Raw genomic sequence first — 20,476 nt, 5'->3', positions numbered from 1 at the left:
GCATCGTGCTGACGGCCCATGCGGCCGATGAAGAAAAACTCGGGCAGATCGCCACGCACGCGGGTGTTCAGTTGACCCGGATCGGTGTCGTGACGGATGGAGCGCTGCGCATTCGTCGGGGTGGGCAGACGCTCGTGGATGTGGACGGCGCCACCTTGAAGGATGTCTATGAAAATGCGCTGCCTGCGATGATGCAAGGAAAAGCGTAGACAGCCGATACCCAATAACGGGCGAATGCGCCCAGATCGCACCCTGGTCGTGATATTGTAACGAATACCCCGCCCGGAGAAACCAACAGGTCGACGATCATGTTCATCGTCCGGCAACACAAGACGTTTTAGCTTTTCAAGTAGGAGGCAAAACATGGCTGATAACGCCAAATATGTTACCCTTACCGATGCCAATTTCAAGAGCGAAGTGCTCGACTCCGAAACGCCGGTGCTGATCGATTTCTGGGCGACGTGGTGCGGTCCCTGCCGCATGATTGCGCCTGTGATCGAACAACTCGCTAGCGAGTACGAAGGCCGCGCCAAAATCGGCAAGCTGGACGTCGACCGGAACCCGGAAACGGCCATGCAGTTTGGCGTACGCTCCATTCCGACGCTTCTGTTTGTCAAGGACGGCCACGTGGTCGATCAGGTGATCGGCGCTGTCTCGAAGAAGGTGTTGAACGACAAGCTCGAGGCGCTCGTTGCGCAGACCGCCTGATGTCGACTGCCGCCGGCGCCCCACGGGCGTTGCTTCGATAGATCTACCGAGCCCGGAGGAGCGCACAGCCCCTCCGGGCTCTTCCTTTACGGGAGTCTTTCCTGAATCACCCAGACTATGAGAAACGGGATGCCCGATTTGTCCAAACTCGAAACCGTTGACTTCTCGGGCGCCGAAGTGGCGCCGGTGGTCATCGTGGGCACGGGGCCGGCCGGCCTCACCGCCGCCCTCTACACGGCGCGCGCCAACCTCTCTCCGATCGTCTATCAAGGGATCCAGCCGGGCGGCCAGCTGATCACGACGACCGACGTCGAGAACTACCCCGGTTTCCCCGATGGGATCATGGGGCCCGACATGATGCAGCTGTTCGAGAAGCAGGCATCGCGCTTCGGCGCCGACCTCCGCTATGGGATGGTGACGCACGTCGACCTCTCGCGGCGCCCGTTCCGGCTGCTGGTCGATGAAGAAACCCCGATCCTGGCGCAGACGGTCATCATCGCCACGGGCGCCTCGGCGAAATACCTCGGGCTGCCCAACGAGCAGCGGCTGCTCGGCTATGGCGTGTCGGCATGCGCCACGTGCGATGGCGCGTTCTTCCGGAACATGGACGTCGCGATCGTGGGCGGCGGCGATACAGCCATGGAAGAGGCGCTCTTCCTGACGCGTTTCGCGAGCAAGGTCTACCTGATTCACCGTCGCGAAGCATTCCGCGCATCGAAGATCATGCAGGAACGGGTCTTCGAAAACGACAAGATCGAGATCCTCTGGAATACCGTGATCACCGACATTCTCGGCGAGAAGGAAGTGGATGGGGTGGTGATCGAGAACCTCAAAACCGGCGAAAAGGGGCAACTGGCCGTCAAGGCGATGTTTGCGGCAATCGGCCACAAGCCGAATACGGACGTCTTCGCCGGCTGGCTGGACCTCGACGAGACCGGCTACATCCAGACGAAGCCGGGATCGACGTATACGAATGTCCCGGGTGTCTTCGCCTGCGGCGACGCCCAGGACCACGTCTACCGCCAGGCCGTGACGGCCGCCGGCACGGGCTGCATGGCGGCCATTGATGCCGAGCGCTGGCTGGCCGAACATGGCGTAGCCCTACGCGAGACCGTTTCGTAGCGGCATTTTGAATTAGTGATGTGTTATGCTTATCTTCACGTTCGATCCGTCGATGCGATAGCGGCTAGACGGATCGAACGTTTTTTTCTCATCTGACCACATCCGCATCGATCGAAAACCTGCTACTGCTTTTCTCTCATCCAACCTTGCAGGTATATCATGCGAACGTTAGCATCCTCACTCGTACTGGCGTTTATCCTTCTTTACGTCAGCGCTGGCTGTGACAGCGGCGTGGACGTTCCCGAGCCTATCGCTCCCCTGATTTCGTTTGCAGCGGGCGACATGTGGGTCCTGGAAGAAGTCATCCAGTTAAACGGCCACGTAAACGCACCCTGCCTGGATACCTTCGTTACGCGGATCGATACCGTGATCGGCGGTGAACCCTGGTTCATTGCCGAGGACCGGCATGGCCTTTCGATTCCTTTCGGGAGTCTCGGAGAGCGCGGGCATGTCGTATCGTGGCGCGAGGACGGCCTGTGGCGTCTTGGCGAAGACGGAACGACGGAGCGGATTCTTCCCTATCCCATGGCTGAAGGGACGGTGTTGGTGCTTGCCGACGGTACGACGATGACGCTGACCGATATGGACGCATCGTATACGCTACCGGATCTGCGTGTGGTCGAATCGGTGGTGTATACGCGCGCGTTACCCGAGGGCTATGTGCCATTCGCGACGGAACCTCCCCAGTGGTACGCCGGCTATCCGCTGGACAGCACCGTGACCATGGCGAGTCACTATGCGCCCGGCATCGGCGCGGTTCGGATCGAACAGGCGATGATCGCCCCGGTGACCGATCTGGAGCGATGGATCGTCGTAGGGCAGCGTACGTGGGAGCTGGTGGCGTTCATCCCCGCCGGCGCCAACTGATCAGCGCTTGCCGGCGCAGCCGGCTTCTACCGGGAAACACGGGATGAGTCCGACGAGCCGCTGCAGCACCAGGCTTGCGTCCAACGCCCCGATGGTGCCGTTAGCCGACACGTCTGATACCGTCTGGGCGTCTGCCGGCAGCGTGATGAGTCCGGTGGTGTGCTGGAGGATGAAGGAGGCGTCCAGCGCCGACAGGGTGCCGTCGCGCGTGGCGTCGCCGGCGGTGAGCGCCGAACCGCCGCCGCCGAAGAGGCGGAATTCGACGACGCTGACCCAATCCCCCGAATAGTTGGCCGCACCCGTCACCGTCAGCTTTACGTACCTGGCGCTCGTTGCCGCGAAGCTGTCGACCAGGAGCGCCCCGCCTTCGGTGTTGGCAGTCCGGTCGACGACGGTCGTATAGGACGTTCCGTCGAACGAAGTTGCAATCTCGTACTGGTAGGCGCGGTCGAGATAGGGGACGAGTTCGGCCATGTTGATCGGCATCTCGGCGCCGAGATCGATGGTGACCGATTGCGGGAAGGGCTGGGCGGACCAGCGGTCGATCGGGTCGGTGCTGCCGTCCACGGCGCCGCTTCCCAGGTTGCCCTCCTGCTCGCTGGTGACGGTCACGTTCCGGTTGAGCGCCAGGTTGGGACCTTTGGCCGTGTCGACGGGGCGCACGGTGAGCTGGACCGCTGTCGACGTGGCCACGGAGCCGGTATCGTCGGTGGCGCGGGCGGTGAGGGTATAGGTGCCGGCGGCCACGTTCGTCCAGTCGAACGTGTACGGCGGGCTCGTGCGCTGCCCGAGAAGCACGTCATTCGCATAAAATGCGATCGACGTGATGGCGTGGTCGAGTGAGAAGGAGGATGCCTCGATGGCGATGTTCGCCGGCGACTCGAACACGGCGCCGGGTGCCGGCCGGTCGATCTGCGCGAGCAGCCCGCTATCCAGCCCGGGGATCATGACCGCGGGATCGGTGCCGATCCGGATGTCGTCGAAGTACGCGTAGCTCGTACGGTCCGGCGCCCACTCGGGGGTGTTGCCTCCGTGGAATGTCGAAAAGAAAAAGTGATCGACGGGCGCCTGGTCGTTGTTTCGATAGCGAATGTCGGTGCGCAGGAACACCAGCTCGCCGTCGAACCACACCTGCAGTTCGCCGTCGTTGTTGTTTCCCGTGTTCACCTTGATACGCTGGGTGAGACGGTGCCACACCCCGGGCTGGAAGGAGCGGTTCAGGTCCAGGTCCTGCCCGAAGGTTGACGGTTGATCGAGGTGATAGAGATAGACGACGGCGCGGCCATTTTCTCGCCAGTTGTACCGGGCGCTCCAGCCGTCGCCGGTGGGTTTGTTGCCACCGCTGTTGCTGGCGCCGCCGCTCAGACCGGGCAGCTTGCCGCCGAGCTGGAAGTCGAAGTCGTCGGCGAATTTGACGTAATAATCGAGATAATATTCATCCCTCGCCGGCAGGAACGCAAAAAACTGCCCGCCGCTGTTCGCCGCGCCGATTTCTCCCTGGACGTAGGTGACCCGCAGGGACGCGCCTTCGCGTGCTTCGGCGTCGGAGACGAGCGTAAATCGGTTGGCCAGGTTGTTCAGCAGCTGCACGCTGCCGAAATCGGATTCCATCAGGGCTTCGCTGTAGATGCCGTCCGGATGCGTGTTGAGGTCGACGTCGTATTCCTGGCCGGAAACCGGGCGTGCCGCCGAAAAAAACAGCATGCCGGCAAGCACCGCGGCGAGAGGCGCGCGCCGGTGCAATCGGTTGTTAAAAGGCATGGGGAGATGGATTGGGTCGATGGGAATCGTGCGGCAGGCGCTCCTTCGCCGCGCAGGCGAAAGGCATGCGCGATGCCGGGACGTGATGTAGACGGGGTGTCAGACCAAGATCGTGCCACGCCGGGGCCATGCCCCGCTCCGATCAGGCACGGAAGAGATTTTTAACAACGAACCAGATGTTTTCCTTGCGCTCCCGGAGCCGGCGGTTGAAATACGGCACCCATTCGGTGCCATAGGGGATGTAGACCCGCATATTGTATCCCTCGCTGCGCAGCTGAAGTTGCGTCTTCGGGCGGATCCCGTACAGCATCTGAAATTCGAACCGATCGAGCGGAATCCCCTCGTCCTGAACGAAGGCCTTGACGCTGTCGATGAGCTGGTCGTCGTGGGTGGCGATTCCCGGATACCGGCCTTCGGTGATGAGGAGGCGCGCATACTCCATGTAGCGCGCCCGGATGGTCGGCATGTCCTGATAGGCGATGTCGGCCGGCTCCTTGTAGGCGCCTTTGCAGATGCGCACGCGCGCCTTGAGCTCACACATCCGGCGGACATCGTCCGCCGTGCGTTTCAGATAGGCCTGGAGCACCACGCCGACATGATCGGGGTAGTCCGGGAAGACGGTCTCGAAAAGCCCCAGGGTGGAGGCGGTGATGTCGCTACCTTCCATGTCCAACCGCACGAAGACATCCTCCTCCTTCGCCACGGCGAGCAACTGCCGGAGGTTGTCCAGGCAAAAAGCCTCATCGATCTTCTGACCCAGCATGGAGAGTTTGATCGAGATGTTGGCCTCCATCCTGAAATTGCGCGAGGCGTTCGTCACCTTGATGAGTTCGATGTAGGCGTCACGGGCGCGTTCGGCGACGTGGCGATCGCTCACATATTCGCCCAGCATATCGAGGGTGACGAAGAGCCCCTGATCGGTCAGTGTGCGGATGGCGGGTAGCGCCTGCGGGAAGGACTCACCGGCGACGAACCGTCGGGCGAAGGCAAAGGGTAGTTTCATCGGGAGGAACAGATGCCGTGATGCGCGGGCCCGGTGGCGATGTGCCGGCCGGCGATGCGCAATCTAGGCGTCGAGAACGCCGAGTGCATTGCGTAGATCCCCGACCAGATCGTCGATATGCTCGAGCCCGATCGACAGCCGTAGCAGGTTGGGCGGCGTTTGGGTCGGAGGGGCCTCGACGGATGCCCGGTGCTCGATGAGGCTTTCGGTGCCGCCGAGGCTCGTCGCCCTGCGGAACACGCGGGCGGCGCCGGCGACGGCCATGGCTTCCGCCTGCCCGCCGCGCACCTCCACCGAGATCATGCCGCCAAAATCGCGCATCTGCGAGGCCGCGATGCGCTGGCCCGGATGGTCCGCCAACGAAGGATAGTGGACGCGCTCTACGGCCGGGTGGTTGTGGAGAAAGCCGGCGAGCGTGCGGGCATTTTCGCAATGCACCCGCATCCTCGCCGCCATCGAGCGCATCCCGCGCATGGCCAGCCAGGCGCTGAACGGGTCCATGACCGCGCCACCGGTAGCCTGCAGCTTCCGGATCCGGGCGAACAAACCATCCACCCGGCGGGCGACGATGGCTCCGCCGAGGACATCCGAGTGCCCCGAGAGGTATTTCGTGACGGAATGCAGGACGAGGTCGGCACCGAGGAGCAGCGGTTGCTGCAGGAGCGGTGTGGCCCAGGTGTTATCCACCAGCACCTCGGCGCCGGCTTGCCGCGCGACCTCCACGGTGGCGGCGATATCGGTGATCTTGAGCCGGGGGTTCGAGGGCGTTTCAACCCAGACCAGGCGCGTCTCGGGTCGCATCGCAGCCTCCAGCGCGCCCGGGGCGGACAGGTCGACCGTCGAGCAGGCGAGTCCCCATTCGGCGAAAATGTTGGTGGCGAGAACGCGAACGCCGTGGTAGACGTCGTCCGGCATGATGACGTGGTCGCCGGGTTTGAGCGCCTGGAGGACGACCATCGCGGCAGCCATCCCGGACGAAAAAGCGGCCGCCTGCGACCCTCCTTCCAGCACCGCGAGGGTGTTTTCGAACGCATGCCGTGTGGGGTTGTCCATGCGGCTGTATTCGAACGAGCGCGGATAGCTGCCGTCGGCGTTGCGCTCGAAGGTCGTGGCGAGATGGATCGGGGCGACGACGGCGCCCGTGGAGGGATCGACGGTGCAGCCGGCGTGGGCGAGTACGGTTTCGAGATGGGTTGTGGGTGTGCGGTCCATGCGACGGGTTGGGACGGAGATCGATCTTAGCAGAATGAGCGACGTATACGTGGTTGTTCACGAACGTCCATCGCAATCTACGAACTGTTTTGAACGAACGCTCCGTCGCGGATCTCCGCGAAGATTATCGCAAGGAATCGCTGTCGGAAACCGACGTGGCTTCCGATCCGATGACCCAGTTCGGATACTGGTTTCAGGAAGCCCTCGACGCGTCGTTGCCCGAGCCGAATGCCATGGTGCTGGCGACGGTTTCGCCGCAGGGGACCCCGTCTTCCCGCGTGCTCTTGCTCAAGGGCTTTGACGCTGAAGGGTTTCTCTTTTTTACCAACTACGCGAGCCGGAAAGGGCTGGATATCGCCGGCAACCCGAACGTCGCCATGACCTTCCTGTGGCTGCAACTGGAACGCCAGGTGCGTATCGAGGGCCACGTCACTCGGGCGAGCGATGAGGTGTCGGACGCGTATTTCCACTCCCGCCCGCTCGGCAGCCAGATCGGCGCATGGGCTTCGCCGCAGAGCGAGGTGGTGACCGATCGGGAGGCGCTGGAGGCGCGTTTTGCCGAGATCGAAAAGCGTTTTGCCGGCGGCCCGATACCGCGCCCGCCGCACTGGGGCGGGTATGTGCTCAAGCCCCGCGAGGTCGAATTCTGGCAGGGGCGGACGAGCCGGCTGCACGACCGCATCCGCTACCGGATCCAGGAAGACGGCAGCTGGCTCAGGCAGCGTCTGGCGCCTTGAGCGCCGGGTCCGAACAAAAAACAGCCGCCATGCACACGAAATCGGTGCTGGCGGCCGTTAATACCCTGTGCAGCGGGAGAAAAGGAAAAAAATTTAGCAGTCCTCGTAACCCCGCTCACGCACTCCCCGTAAGGAGTACCGTGTCTTCCGATGAGTGGTTCAGGGAGCACCGGGGTCTCACGCGCATCAACGAGATCCCGGTGCTTTTCTGTTTTTGGAATATCCGGAAAAGTCGATCGGCGATCAAGAGGGGACGCGATTTACCTGAACGCCCGATCGGTGTACAGGTCAAGATCTTCGCGTTCCACGACCCGCCACTGCGGAGCGCCGAGCCGACCCTGCCCCGTCTTTTTGAATGTGGCGCGCAGAAACAATTCCTTGCGCCGGCCCCCCGCCCCTTCAAAACTGAAGGCGCCCCAGTGGACGATCCAGAACGCGGTCTCCGGTTCGATATCGTAGGTCCGCGCGATGGCCTCGGTGAGGAATGCGATATCGCTCACGACCGTGGGTCCCTTGTTTTCCGCCAGTTCCTGCATCACGACGACGCGGTCGCGGTCGGATTCCGGCCCGCCGGCGTAGATCAGGAGCCGGCACGTCCCCTTCGTGAGGTAGCCTCTCCAGGAATACAGGGTGTCGGCGAGCAGCTGGGCCTCGGCGGGTTGCGAAATAGCCAGGCCAAGGACAAACACGAGGAGGGTGACGGATCGCATGGGCGGGACAGCGTTTCGGATGGCATATCCCTACCAGACACTGAAAGGGTGGCCGGCATAACGTCTTGTGGGGAGAAAATCCGCCTTTCTGGTGCAGGGGGGATGCAGGATACGGGATGCAGGATATGGGATGCAGGATATGGGATGCAGGATACGGGATGCAGGATACGGGATGCAGGATACGGGATGCAGGATATGGGATGCAGGATACGGGATGCAGGATACGGGATGCAGGATACAGGATGCAGGATGTCTGGTCGAAGAAAAACGCAGTTTCCCGGCGCATCCCATCCGTTTCTTGACACACGTGATGAGCTGGATGATCAGTCGTATGCGCCAGCCGATGGATCGGGAAGGGGCTCGTCTGCCGGCATGCCGGCCCGCATCTTGGCCTCGCGCACGAGTTCGCGGACATCCTGTAGCAGCTGCCTGGCGTCGTAGACAATGCCGTCCTTGATGGTGTAGGTCACGCCGCCGACCCGTTCGATGGCCCGGGTTTCGTCGTTCAGTTTGATGGCGCCGGTGCCGTAGAGCACTTTCAGGTTTTCGAGCGGATTTGCGTCCACGATCACGAAATCGGCTTTTTTGCCGATCTGGATGCTCCCGATGTCGCCGGCGGCGCCGAGCGCTTCGGCTCCTTTCAGCGTGGCGGACCAGATGACCTCCAGCGGGTGGAAGCCGGCTTCCTGCAGGAGCTCCAGTTCGCGGATGTAATCGAAGCCGTACAGTTTGTAGATGTAGCCCGAGTCGCTTCCCGTGGCGACGCGGCCTCCCCGGTTTTTGAACTCGTTGATGAAGGTCATCCAGAGGCGGTAATTCTCTTTCCATTCGATTTCGTCGCGGGTCGTCCAGTAAAACCAGTACGATCCATGCGCCTGGCGATTGGGCGCGTAGAAATCCCACAACGACGGCAGCGTATAGGCGGCATGCCATTCGGCCCGCATCGCCCGCATGAGATCGCGGCTGGCTTCGTAGATCGTAAACGTGGGCACGATGGTGAAGTCCAGGGCGATCAGCGAGTCCATGACGGCGTTCCAGCGCGCCGAGAAGGGGGGAGCGGCCTGTTTCCAGAGCCGGCCGGCCTCGCCGAAGCGGTGCTGTTCGTCGCTGTAGTTATAGTCGAGCGGGTAATTTTGAACCCGGCGGTCGGTGAAGAGCGCTTCGGGCAGCCCGTACCAGTGCTCCATGGTCGTGAGGCCCCACGAGGCGCTGGTCAACGCGTTGGCGCGCGCCACGTAGCGCTGGGCGTGGTGCATGGCTGTGCCGAGTTTCATGCGTTTCGCTTCGTCGAGGGCCGCCTGGAGGATCTCCGGCTCGGCGCCAAAAAATTTGATGCCGTCGGCGCCTTTGGCGGCGATGAAGCGGACCCATTCCCGCGCTTCGTCCGGTGTCGTGATCGACTTGTCCCAGCCGCTTCCGAAGCCGGCATAGGCGAAGATGCGCGGGGCCGTGATTTCGTTTCGCGCGCTGCGGGTGCGCTGCGCGATCGTCCAGTCGACTCCATTTCCGCTGCCGGGCTCGCGTATCGTCGTGACGCCATGCGCCATCCATAGTTTGAGGACGTATTCGGCCGGCGTGCCCTGCGCCACGCCGCCGAGGTGGGCGTGCAGGTCGACGAACCCGGGCAGGATGTATTTCCCGGACAGATCGATCTCCCGGTCTCCCGGCGCAGGCCGGCTGTTTTCGGAGATCGGGACGCCGGGATAGCCGACATGGTAGATGCCGGCGATACGGTTGCCTTCGACGACGATATCCACCGGACCTACGGCGGGGGATCCGGTCCCGTCGATCATGATGCCTCCCCGGAGGACCAGGCGCTGGTACGGGCCTTCGCCCTCGCCGCGATCCGGCGGGTCGGGGACATGCCTCCCCTGCTGGGCGAGGCTGTCAAAAGGAAATACCGGGATCAGGAACGCCAGGCATAAGCAGGCCGCAACGAATCGAGAGGGCATGAGCGGGATGGATAGGGCGCAGAGCCGGGGGCCGGCGCCGGGTGTCGAGACGGGTTCAACCGAAAGTAGGAGATTGGTCCGAAAAAAACGCGGCGGACCATCGGAACGCGGGCGTCGTTTTATCCACCCAGCCCCTGTGCTTTTCACCAGCCGCCGGTGCCATGAAACTGCCGATCTACCTGGATTTCAACGCCACGACCCCCGTCGACCCGCGCGTGCTCGAACGGATGATGCCCTATTTCACGATGCATTACGGCAACGCGTCGAGCAAGGGTCATGCGTTCGGGTGGGCGGCGGCGGAAGGGGTAACACAGGCGCGCGAGCAGGTGGCTGGCGCCCTGGGCGCGGAGCCGGCCGAGATCGTATTCACGGGCGGGGCGACCGAGTCGCTCAACCTGGCGATCAAGGGCGTCGCTTCCGCGTACCGGAGTAAGGGCCGGCATCTGGTCACCGTGGCGACCGAACACTCGGCCGTGCTCAAGTCCTGCACGGCGCTGGAGCGCGAGGGCTGGGCGGTTACGCGCCTTCCGGTCGAAAAGAGCGGGCTCGTTTCGCCGGAAGCGGTGGAGGCCGCGCTGACGGATGAAACCGTGCTGGTGGCCGTCATGTGGGCCAACAACGAGACCGGGGTCATCCAGCCGATTCGAGAGATCGGCGAGTGCGTGCGGAGTCGCGGCATCCTAATGCTCACGGATGCCACCCAGGCGCTCGGAAAGATCCCGATCGATGTGGAGCAGGTCGATCTGCTGGCGTGTACGGCGCACAAACTGTACGGCCCGAAGGGCGTGGGAGCCCTGTACGTACGCCGGCGCCAGCCGCGGGTGCGGCTCGTGCCGCAGATCGACGGGGGAGGCCAGGAGGAGGGGGTGCGCTCCGGGACGCTCAATACGCCCGGCATCGTGGGTTTTGGCGCCGCCGTGGCGGTGGCGATGGAGGGCATGGCGCAGGAAGGGCAGCGGCTCGGGCGCCTGCGCGACACCTTCGAGAGCCGGCTGCGCGACGCCTTGCCGGGCATGCGGGTGAATGGCGCCGAGGCGCCCCGTTTGCCGCATGTGTCCAATCTCACGTTTCCCGGGGTCCGTTCGGCGCATCTCGTGACGGAATTGCGCGATCTCGCGATGTCCACCGGGAGCGCGTGTTCGAGCGGGATCGGCCAGCCGAGTCACGTGCTGAAGGCCATGGGGTTGAGCGACGAGGCGGCGTACGCGACGCTGCGCATCAGTCTGGGCCGGTTTACGACCGAGGAAGAGATGAATCATGCGACAAACAGCATGATCTCTGTGGTGGAGCGCCTGCAGAAAAAACCGGTTGTGACGATATACTAGAGACGCCCGCTTGCGGGCGTATCATTGCGGATCGCATGGTACAGATTCAAACGCCGTCGCCGAGGTGTCGGCCGGACGTTAGCGATCCCTGTCCTGTTCAGGCGAAGGGTATTCGTCCACTATGGAAGCATTAAAGTATCGTCGCGTAGTCGTCAAGCTCGGCACGAGCGTGCTGACGGGCGGAACGAAGCGTCTCGATCGGGCGCACATGATCGAGCTGGTGCGTCAGTGCGTGGCGCTGCATCGGGAGGGGCGCGATGTCATCATCGTGTCCTCGGGGGCCATCGCCGCCGGCCGAGAGAAGCTCAACTATCCCAATCTCACCGAGACCCTGCCGGTCCGCCAGATGCTGGCCGCCGTGGGGCAAAGCCGGCTGATGCTGCGCTGGGAGGATCTGTTCGAGATCTACGGGATCCACGTGGGCCAGCTGTTGCTGACCCGGGCGGATGTGCAGCACCGCGAGCGGTTCCTGAACGCACAGGACACGCTGAACGAGCTGCTCAAGCACCGGATCATTCCGATCATCAATGAAAACGACGCCGTGGCCACGGCCGAGATCAAGGTGGGGGACAACGACAACCTGTCCGCCCTCGTGGCGCTGGTCGCCGGCGCCGATCTCCTGCTGCTGCTGACGGATCAGGCCGGCCTCTACACGGCCGATCCGCGCAGCAACCCGGATGCGCAGCTGATCCCCGAGGTGCACACGATCGACGATTCGCTGCGAAAACTGGCGGGCGGGAGCGTCAGCGGCCTGGGGATCGGCGGGATGTCCACCAAGCTCCAGGCGGCCGAGACGGCGCGCCGCGCCGGCGCCGACGTCGTGATTGCCGCCGGACGGGCTCCCGACGTGATCACGCGCATCGCGCACGGGTATGCTGTCGGCACCCGTTTTCCGGCGATCCACGACCCCCACGAAAAGGGCAAGGGGTGGATTTTCGCCGCGCCGGCGCCGATGGGCAGCCTCGTGATCGACGAGCTCACGGCCCGCGCGCTCGTCGAGGCCAGCGACAGCCTGCTGCCCGAAAGCATCACCAATGTGGAGGGCGCGTTTGCCCGCGGCGACGCGGTCTCGATCCTCGACACCAACCGCAGGGAGCTTGCCCGGGGCATCGTGCGCTACGGCAGCGACGACCTGTCCGCGATCAAAGGGTGCCAGGCCGATCATATCCAGCGGGAGCTGGGGTATGCGAACGGGCCGGCCGTGCACCGGGACGACATGATTCTTGTTTGACAGACCCACGTTTTCATGGAAGTACTTACCGACCTGAACCAGATTGGCGTCCGTGCGCGCGAGGCCAGCCACGTCCTGACCGTGCTGTCCACCGCCCAAAAAAATGCGGCGCTGCGGGCGATCGCCGACGCCCTCGAGGCGCACGGGGATCAGGTGCTGGCCGCCAATGCACGGGACATCGAGGCCGGCCGGGCCAAGGGGCTCAGCAGCGCGCTGCTCGATCGTCTGCTGCTCAACGAAGCCCGCCTCGGCGCGCTGGCCGCCGACGCGCGCAAGGTGGCGGCATTGCCGGATCCTGTCGGATCCGACATCGAGAGCCGGCTTCTACCCAACGGGCTCCGGGTCACCCGGCGGCGCATCCCGCTCGGCGTGATCGGCGTCATCTACGAGGCGCGGCCGAACGTGACCATCGATATCGCCACCCTGTGCCTCAAGACCGGGAACGCGTCCATCCTGCGAGGCGGGAGCGAGACGATCCACAGCAATACGGCGCTGGCGCGGGTCATCCAGGAGGCGCTCGAGGACACGGACGTGCCGGCGGACGCCGTGCAGTACATCGACAATCCGGATCGCGAGCTGGTCGGACAACTGCTGCGCCTCGATCAGTATGTGGATGTGATCATCCCCCGCGGCGGCGCCAACCTGCATCGCCGATGCAAGGAGCAGAGCACCATCCCGGTCATCACCGGCGGCGTGGGGATCTGCCATGCGTTCATCGACGAGTCGGCGGATCTGGATCAGGCGGTCGATATCGTCGAGAACGGCAAGACGCACCGGCCCAGCGTCTGCAATTCACTCGACACGGTGCTTGTGTACCGCCCGGTGGCCGAGGCCTTTTTGCCCCGCCTGGCCGAGCGCCTCGCGAAACACCCTGTCGAGCTGCGGGCCACGCCGGATGCCCGCGCGATCCTGCAGCAAGCCGGCTACGAGGCGCTGCCGGCCGGCCCGGACGATTTCGACACCGAATGGATGTCGCTCGTGCTGGGTGTCAAAATCGTGGATTCGATGGACGAGGCGATCGCGCATATCCGCCGCCACAGCATGGATCACTCGGACGCCATCATCACCCGCGACCTGGCGAATGCGAAGCGGTTCGTCAACGCCGTCAATTCGTCCGCCGTGTTCGTGAACGCCAGTACGCGATTCAACGACGGCGGGCAGTTCGGTCTGGGCGCAGAAGTCGCCGTGAGCACCCAGAAACTGCACGCCCGCGGTCCGATGGGACTGGAGGAGCTGACCACCTACAAGTGGATTGGCGAAGGCGACGGGCATGTGAGGGCTTGAGGTTCGAGGTTCAAGGTTCAAGGTTCGAGGATCAATGGAATCTCCCTGGACCTAAACTTCTGAATCTTATCCCATACCCGTCACCGGACGTCGTAGCGGAGGAAGCGGAAGTAGCCGATGAGGAAGGGGACGATGAGGTAGAAGGCGAGCAGGCCCAGGCCGAGGGCGTTTTCGATGAGGACGCGGTCGAGGCGCGGCGGCGTGACGGTAAACGGGGGGAGGTCCGTGGGGGCTTCTTCTTCGGATCCTCCGAAACCGCCGGCGATCATCGACTGGCCCAGCCGGATCCGGAACGATTGGCTCTGCTGCCGGGCGAAGACCTCACGGTCGACCACCTGATAGTAGTCGGCGATGGCGGTGCGGTATTCGGAATACGCCAGGTCGCCCGTGCCCGCGGCGTCTGAAAGCATGAAGGCAAGCGCCGAGGCCGGCGAGATCAGGGCGATGCGGCGCCCCAGCTGTTTCTGCCGCGTCTTTTCGCGTTCCCACGTCAGCTGAACTTCCCGCACGCGGTCCTGCATCCGCTGGCGCATGCCGAGGTATTCCTCCTGATACTGTTCCCTGAAAGCGGGCACCCAGCTTGCATCGGAGCTGAGGAGCTGAAACGCCCCCTCGAGATCGTTCCGGCCCGAGAAGCGCTCATAGAGCTGGCCGGCCTTGTTTTCCGATTGCTCCCGCTCTTCATCGATGATGGTCGCTATCTCCGTCCGGATCTCATGTTCGGACCGGACCGGGTGGATCACGACGGCGATCAATTCGCCGGCTTTCGGGATAACGAGCTGGAGCAGGACCCACACGACGAGCAGCGCCACGATGGCGGTGCGGGTCGAGTGGCAGAAGGTGGATACCATGAGGCCGATGCTGAAGAAGCCGGCGAGAAACACGGTAGACAGGCCGACCAGAAAGAGCATTCTGACGACGATCTCCGGGTAGAGAAACCGGCTGTCCGAGACGGCGAGCACGAGATAGAGGAGCAGGAAACCGATGAGGTACGCCATCGCCAGCACGCTGAATCCACCCAGGAATTTGCCCAGGATCACGCTGTCGCGCGGCACCCGGTTGGCCAGAACGGCTTTCAGGGTACCGCGCTCCTTCTCGCCGGCGATCATGTCGAACGCGAGCAACACCGCGAGGAGGCTGAAGACGATCTGCACCAGAAAAAGGAAGTCGAAGCTCCCGAAGGTCGACAGCATCGAGAATTCGAGCGCCTCGACGTTGCCGGGCGTGATCGCGCTCGTGCTCCGGCCGGAAGACACATCCTCGAACCGGAAATAGAGGGGCATGTACGGCTCGGTCCCGCGCGCGAGCACCGACAGGAGTTCCGGGGGGCGATACGCCCGGTTGTCGTATCGGTGATCTTCCTGCTGGTTGTATTCGGCGAACTGGCTGTCGAAGGCCGTTTTGCGCGCCTCGAAATACTGGTAGTTGATCAGCGCGCTCAGGGGCATGAGCACGATGCTGAAGACGGCCAGCGCGATAAACCGCTGGTTGAGCAGGCTATCGAGTATTTCTTTTTTGACGAGATGGGCGAGCATCGGTGCCGGCGGATGGTGTATGTTCGGCCTGTACGTCATCAATATGCTAAAAAAAGTGCACTTCGGCATGACACCTGACGAATTTCGCGCCCACGGCCGCGCGGTGATCGATTGGATCGCGGACTATTACGAGCGGATCGAATCGTTTCCGGTCCTGTCGCAGGTCGAGCCCGGCGCCATCCGGGCGGGGTTGCCGGCGCAGCCGCCCGAATCGGGCGAGCCGTTCGAACGGATGATGGGCGACCTCGAGCGCCTGATCCTGCCCGGCATCACCCACTGGCAATCTCCCAACTTCTTCGCGTTTTTCCCCGCGAACGCGTCCGGGCCGGCCATACTGGGCGATTTGCTGGCATCCGGTCTGGGGGTGCAGGGGATGTTGTGGGCGACGAGTCCGGCCTGCACCGAGCTGGAGACGCACGTGATGGACTGGCTCGTGGAGATGCTGGGGTTGCCGGCTGCCTTTTCGTCGGCCGGAGCCGGCGGAGGCGTCATCCAGGACACCGCCTCGAGCGCCGTCTTGTGCGCGCTGCTCGCCGGCCGGGAGCAGGCGACGCGGCACGCGACGAACGAGCGGGGTTGCGACGGGACGCTGACGGTGTATACGTCGCGCCACGCCCATTCCTCGATTGAGAAGGCGGCGAAGATCGCCGGCATCGGGCGGGCGAACGTGCGGCTGATCGACGCGGACGATACGTTCGCGATGCGGCCCGACGCGCTCGAACGGCAGATCGCGCAGGATCGGGCGGACGGGTTTACCCCGTGCTTCGTTGCGGCAACGGTGGGCACGACATCGAGCACGGCGATCGATCCCGTGGCGCGGATCGGGGCGGTGTGCGCCCGCGAGCGCATCTGGCTGCATGTGGACGCCGCGATGCTGGGGACGGCGGCCGTGTGTCCCGAATACCGCTGGATCCACGACGGACTGGAGGGGGCCGACAGCTACTGCTTCAATCCGCACAAGTGGATGCTCACCAATTTCGATTGCTCGGCGTTTTTCGTTCGGGATCGTAAGGCACTGATCGACACGTTTTCGATCTTGCCCGAATACCTCAGGAATCAGGCCAGCGCTTCCGGCGAGGTGATCGATTATCGGGACTGGCACATCCAGCTGGGCCGGCGCTTCCGCGCGCTCAAGCTATGGTTCGTGATCCGTCACTACGGCGTCGAGGGGCTACGCGCGTACGTTCGATCGCATGTCGAGGCGGCGCAGGCGTTTGCGGGATGGGTGCAGGCGGATCCCGATTTCGAGCTGGCGGCGCCGGCGCCGCTCAATCTGGTTTGCTTCCGGCATCGGGGGGGCGACGCGAAAAATCAGCAGCTGATGGAGGCGGTGAACGCGAGTGGCAAGATATACCTCACGCACACCCGACTGGATGAACGGTTTACCCTTCGCCTGTGTGTGGGATCGGCGCGGACGACGGTCGCGCATGTCGAGGCCGCGTGGCGGCTGCTGCGCGAGGTAGCCGGCAGGCCATGAATCTTCGCCGCGGGCCGCGGGGGCCGGGCGTTCGGCACTGTTATTGTTGTTTTTCTGGCATTTCATCGCGCAGTACCAGGAAGCCGGTTCCGGACCTGCGAACAAGATGCCTCGTGCAAGGTTTGTACGACGAGTTTATGTTGGCCAAGAATCCGTGACGACAGGTAGATACATCCGAGGTACGCAGCGCGTACGCCGCATTGCAGCAAAGCGAATCCTGATTGCTCGATAGAGCCGGCGGCGATGCGGCCTGGCCCGTCCCACACGCAAGCTATTGGTTGAACGAGATAGGCGTTTTTTGAGGTAAGCATTAATGAGAAATACAGTCCTGATATCGATTTTTGTCGCATGTCTTGTCGCGGTTGGAGCGGGGTGCGATGTTTTTAGCGGCAACGAGGATGCCGGCGTCGTGACGTTGAGCGGCCTCGTGGTGGATGCCGCGACGAGCGAGCCGGTGGTTGGCGCATTTCTTCAGATCCAGCCCCAGGGTTTGCTCGAAGAGACGGATGCCAACGGTCGGTACAGCGTGGATGTCGATATCGATAGCACGATGAACGTGACGATCATCGCATCGAAGAGCGGGTACTCGAACACCTCGACGACCGTGCTCGCGGTCGCCAATCGTGAAATCGATGTGGCCACCATCCGGATGTCGCCGACGTCGTCGGGCACCGACCAGGGTGGCCGCGAATCGGGCCGCGGTTCGAACATCCTCCTGCTCAACCAGTCGACCGATGTGATCGGCGTCCGGGAGAGCGGCTCGACCGAAGTGGCCGAAGTGGTGTTTCAGGTGACCGACTCGCTCGGCCGGCCGATCAACCTGGATAACGCCATCACCATCAATTTTTCGTTCGGCGTGGATCCGGGCGGGGACGCCTTCATCTTCCCGGAATCCGGCGTCACCAACAACGACGGCGTCGTGCGGACCAACGTATCGAGCGGGACGCGCGCCGGCGTGATCCAGCTGGTGGCCACGGCGAACGTGGGCGGGCGGACGATCCGTTCGCTTCCGGTCAACCTGACCGTGCATGGCGGCCTGCCGGACGACAATCACTTCTCGATCGGCATGACGCTGAACGAACCGTGCTGGCGCATCATCAACTTCCAGTCGCGCGTCGTGGGCGTGATCGGCGACCAGTACGGCAACCCCGTGCGTCCGGGCACGTCGGTGTACTTCACGACGACGGGCGGCGTGATCGAAGGCTCGGCGCAGACGGACGCGCTGGGCGTGGTGGGCGTGACCAAGGTTTCCGGAGCGCCGCATCCCGTGCATCCGACGTTTGGCCCCGGATACGGCATCATCACCGCATCCACCGCGGACCGCAATCAGCAGCAGATCACCGACGACGCGGTATTCTTGTGCTCGGGCACCGCCAACATCTTCGTGCCGCCGTCGCAGGGCGCGCTCGTCGTGAGCCGCGCGTACCAGTTCTTCGTCTATGACGAAAACCAGAATCCGCTGTCGCAGGGTTCGACGATCACGGTGCGCGCGAGCGGGGAAAACGTCGCGGCGTTCGGCAACACGGACGTGACGCTGTCGGACGTGCTTTTCGGCGGCACCGGCATCACCGAGTTTTCGTTCGGTATCCAGAACGGGGGCGCCGTGGATGACATGGGCAACCTGCTGCCTGAAAAGATCGAGGCGGTGACGATCAAGGTGGCCGGCCCGAACGGCAATGCCGAGCGCGTCATCCTCGCCAACGGCGCGGTGCTCAAGCGCGACGAATTCGGCAAGCTGGTGCCCGTCTACTGACCCTGGCAACGGACGCTTTTGAGGGAGACGATGGCTTTGCCGTCGTCTCCCTTTTTTGTTTGCCTCCCCGCGAGGCCCGGAGGGCCGGGATCCCCGCCGCTGAAAGGTCTGTATGTGTCAGGGCCTCCATCATCGCACCGCATGAACCCCATCCACGGCACCCTGCTCGCCATCCACATCGCTCCGCGTCGGGCGGCACCGATGGAAGCGCGTCAAGCGATTCGCGTGATTCCTGGCCAGGGACTGGAAGGGGACCGGTATGCGCTCGGCAAAGGCGGGTTGTCTCGCTGGGGTGGGCCGCATCGGGAGGTGACCCTGATCGCGCGGGAGGACCTGGATCGCATGGCCGAGGCCGGCGTGATGTTGCCGGCCATCGAGAGCCGGCGCAACCTGCTGGTAGAGGGGGTCGAGCTCGAGGCGTTGCTCAAGCGGGAATTCTGGATCGGCGACGTGCCGTTTCGCGGGATGCAGCGGTGTCAGCCCTGCAAATACCTGATGCGGGTGACCGGGCGGGACGACCTGTTGCCGGCCATGGTGGGTCGTGGGGGGTTGCGCGCGCGGGTGTTGACGGACGGGGTCGTCCGTGTGGGAGACCGTATCGGGGAGGCGCCGGCTACCAGCCGATAGAGCCGCCCCGTTTGCTCTGCGTGCCCAGTTCGAGGCGACTGATGCGCCACGTGCCGCCTTCATTGAACCAGGTCAGGCGCAGGGTGTAGGCGCCGGCGCGTATCCGTTTGCCGCCCTCGGAAAGCTGCCCGTCTCCCGCGTATGTGGCCACCGCTTCGCCGGTGGGCGTGATGGTAAACTCGGAAAGCGCAAGCCCGGAGCGGTCGGGCGAGGGGGTCGGGAAGCGCTGGGCATTGATGGCGCGGAGGAACGGCTCCGCACCGTAGGTTTCGCCGCTGGCGACGGCCTGGAAGCCGCGCTGCTCGCTCATGAGATCCCGGAGTCCGGATTCGTTGCCCTGGGTGAGCGCCTGGATAAGGCGGTCGGATGCGCCCACCACGGCTTCACGGGTGTCGGCTTCGGAGACGGTGCCGATCACGACCGGGCCTCCGGTGCATGAAAATTCCTGGCCACAACCGGATGCGAGGATCAGAAAGAGGCAGGCGATCCGCGATGCTGAACGGAAAGGAGCCGGTGAGCCGAGCATACGGGTTGCGGCATGGTTTGAAGGTCTGTGAAGGGCGGGGTCACCATCCGGGGATATCCGTGCGGGCCCGGCTGCGTGCGGCGTCGCCTTCTTTGGCGCCCTCCGCCACCTTGACATCGGCCTCGTCGCGGATGACTTCCCCCTGCGACATATGCACCTGGAGTAGGCGCCACACGCGGTCCGCCCCCTTCTGCCAGGCCGAGGATATCGATACGACTTCCTGATACACCTGGCCTTTTTTATAGGGCCGGGTGCCTCCGGGGAGATTGGGAAACTCGAGGAGCAGCGAATTCTCGGAGAGCACGAGCACGCCCTGGCAGTCGGTCTCGCTCGGCCATTTGATGTTTTGCAGATAACGCTGCATGGTCCGCAGCATCACGTCGTTCATCTCGGCGGACTGGCCGTTGATGGTGACGCGCAGATAGGGCTGCAGGAGCGACGGCAGGTTTTCGACGGTTTCGCCCTGCGCCGAGGTAGTCCCGGTCTGGCCGGCGGCGAAGGTGGCCTGCCCCCGAAACTTCTCGCAGAAGTCGCGCTTGGTCGCTTCGATCTGATAGGGCGTGAGGGTGCCGTCGGCGGAGGCGCGGTCCAGCAACGTACGGAGCGGATAGGTCGTGCAGCCTTCCGCGCTGCAACCCGCCAGCAT

General features: G+C 63.7%; 19 protein-coding genes. 11 read left to right on the top strand and 8 right to left on the bottom strand.

Features of this window, described 5'->3' with window-relative positions; all coding sequences use genetic code 11:
• The 4 genes from R2834_20350 to R2834_20335 all read left to right on the top strand — a co-directional run.
• The coding region (locus R2834_20350; protein ID MEZ4702697.1) for a hypothetical protein at window positions 1–209 on the top strand (209 nt) is incomplete at its 5' end.
• Between the two features lie 154 nt (window positions 210–363).
• Window positions 364–708 (top strand): thioredoxin, encoded by a 345-nt coding sequence (gene trxA, locus R2834_20345; protein MEZ4702696.1) that lies wholly within the window; start codon window positions 364–366, stop codon window positions 706–708.
• Between the two features lie 129 nt (window positions 709–837).
• Window positions 838–1,830: a thioredoxin-disulfide reductase gene (trxB, locus tag R2834_20340; protein MEZ4702695.1), complete on the top strand. Its 993-nt coding sequence runs from the start codon at window positions 838–840 to the stop codon at window positions 1,828–1,830.
• Window positions 1,831–1,989: 159 nt separating this feature from the next.
• Entirely contained in the window at window positions 1,990–2,697 is a 708-nt protein-coding gene (locus R2834_20335) for a hypothetical protein (protein MEZ4702694.1), read from the top strand.
• Here the strand turns inward: R2834_20335 and R2834_20330 are convergent, their stop codons facing one another.
• The 3 genes from R2834_20330 to R2834_20320 all read right to left on the bottom strand — a co-directional run bounded on the left by R2834_20330 (window position 2,698) and on the right by R2834_20320 (window position 6,673).
• Window positions 2,698–4,458, bottom strand: a complete 1,761-nt coding sequence (locus tag R2834_20330) for a discoidin domain-containing protein (GenBank protein ID MEZ4702693.1) — start codon at window positions 4,456–4,458, stop codon at window positions 2,698–2,700.
• Between the two features lie 142 nt (window positions 4,459–4,600).
• Window positions 4,601–5,461 (bottom strand): proline dehydrogenase family protein, encoded by an 861-nt coding sequence (locus R2834_20325; protein MEZ4702692.1) that lies wholly within the window; start codon window positions 5,459–5,461, stop codon window positions 4,601–4,603.
• A 63-nt stretch (window positions 5,462–5,524) separates the two neighbouring features.
• Window positions 5,525–6,673 carry a PLP-dependent transferase gene (locus tag R2834_20320; GenBank protein ID MEZ4702691.1) on the bottom strand — a complete coding sequence of 383 codons (1,149 nt, stop codon included), beginning with the start codon at window positions 6,671–6,673 and terminating at the stop codon, window positions 5,525–5,527.
• An 89-nt stretch (window positions 6,674–6,762) separates the two neighbouring features.
• Between R2834_20320 and pdxH the strand changes: the two genes are divergently transcribed.
• Window positions 6,763–7,410, top strand: a complete 648-nt coding sequence (gene pdxH / locus R2834_20315) for a pyridoxamine 5'-phosphate oxidase (protein ID MEZ4702690.1) — start codon at window positions 6,763–6,765, stop codon at window positions 7,408–7,410.
• 260 nt (window positions 7,411–7,670) lie between these two features.
• On the opposite strand, the gene R2834_20310 is transcribed toward pdxH, so the two are convergent.
• Both R2834_20310 and R2834_20305 read right to left on the bottom strand, forming a co-directional pair.
• Window positions 7,671–8,120, bottom strand: a complete 450-nt coding sequence (locus R2834_20310) for a hypothetical protein (protein ID MEZ4702689.1) — start codon at window positions 8,118–8,120, stop codon at window positions 7,671–7,673.
• Between the two features lie 323 nt (window positions 8,121–8,443).
• Window positions 8,444–10,072 (bottom strand): amidohydrolase family protein, encoded by a 1,629-nt coding sequence (locus R2834_20305; protein MEZ4702688.1) that lies wholly within the window; start codon window positions 10,070–10,072, stop codon window positions 8,444–8,446.
• A 161-nt stretch (window positions 10,073–10,233) separates the two neighbouring features.
• On the opposite strand from R2834_20305, the gene R2834_20300 reads away from it, so the two are divergent.
• The 3 genes from R2834_20300 to R2834_20290 all read left to right on the top strand — a co-directional run bounded on the left by R2834_20300 (window position 10,234) and on the right by R2834_20290 (window position 13,912).
• A complete protein-coding gene (locus tag R2834_20300; GenBank protein ID MEZ4702687.1) occupies window positions 10,234–11,397 on the top strand; it encodes a cysteine desulfurase family protein in 1,164 nt (387 codons plus the stop codon).
• A 121-nt stretch (window positions 11,398–11,518) separates the two neighbouring features.
• Window positions 11,519–12,628 (top strand): glutamate 5-kinase, encoded by a 1,110-nt coding sequence (gene proB, locus R2834_20295; protein MEZ4702686.1) that lies wholly within the window; start codon window positions 11,519–11,521, stop codon window positions 12,626–12,628.
• A 15-nt stretch (window positions 12,629–12,643) separates the two neighbouring features.
• The gene (locus tag R2834_20290) at window positions 12,644–13,912 is read left to right on the top strand and encodes a glutamate-5-semialdehyde dehydrogenase (GenBank protein ID MEZ4702685.1); all 1,269 of its coding nucleotides are present in this window, start codon (window positions 12,644–12,646) and stop codon (window positions 13,910–13,912) included.
• A gap of 80 nt (window positions 13,913–13,992) precedes the next feature.
• Here the strand turns inward: R2834_20290 and R2834_20285 are convergent, their stop codons facing one another.
• Window positions 13,993–15,447, bottom strand: coding sequence for an ABC transporter permease subunit (locus R2834_20285; GenBank protein MEZ4702684.1), 1,455 nt, complete (start codon window positions 15,445–15,447; stop codon window positions 13,993–13,995).
• A gap of 67 nt (window positions 15,448–15,514) precedes the next feature.
• Here R2834_20285 and R2834_20280 point away from each other — a divergent pair, with 67 nt between their 5' ends.
• The 3 genes from R2834_20280 to R2834_20270 all read left to right on the top strand — a co-directional run bounded on the left by R2834_20280 (window position 15,515) and on the right by R2834_20270 (window position 19,304).
• Entirely contained in the window at window positions 15,515–16,924 is a 1,410-nt protein-coding gene (locus R2834_20280) for a pyridoxal-dependent decarboxylase (GenBank protein MEZ4702683.1), read from the top strand.
• A 313-nt stretch (window positions 16,925–17,237) separates the two neighbouring features.
• Window positions 17,238–18,677 (top strand): hypothetical protein, encoded by a 1,440-nt coding sequence (locus R2834_20275; protein MEZ4702682.1) that lies wholly within the window; start codon window positions 17,238–17,240, stop codon window positions 18,675–18,677.
• 141 nt (window positions 18,678–18,818) lie between these two features.
• Entirely contained in the window at window positions 18,819–19,304 is a 486-nt protein-coding gene (locus R2834_20270) for an MOSC domain-containing protein (GenBank protein MEZ4702681.1), read from the top strand.
• On the opposite strand, the gene R2834_20265 is transcribed toward R2834_20270, so the two are convergent.
• On the bottom strand, window positions 19,291–19,722 hold the full coding sequence (locus R2834_20265; protein ID MEZ4702680.1) for a hypothetical protein: 432 nt from the start codon (window positions 19,720–19,722) through the stop codon (window positions 19,291–19,293). The genes R2834_20270 and R2834_20265 overlap by 14 nt on opposite strands.
• 148 nt (window positions 19,723–19,870) lie before the next feature.
• Window positions 19,871–20,476 carry a hypothetical protein gene (locus tag R2834_20260; GenBank protein MEZ4702679.1) on the bottom strand — a complete coding sequence of 202 codons (606 nt, stop codon included), beginning with the start codon at window positions 20,474–20,476 and terminating at the stop codon, window positions 19,871–19,873.

The sequence above is a fragment of the Rhodothermales bacterium genome, from assembly GCA_041391505.1.
Taxonomy (GTDB): domain Bacteria; phylum Bacteroidota; class Rhodothermia; order Rhodothermales; family JAHQVL01; genus JAWKNW01.
The sequence above is the reverse complement of the archived record's forward strand: the minus strand, read 5'-3'. Positions and strand labels throughout refer to the sequence as shown.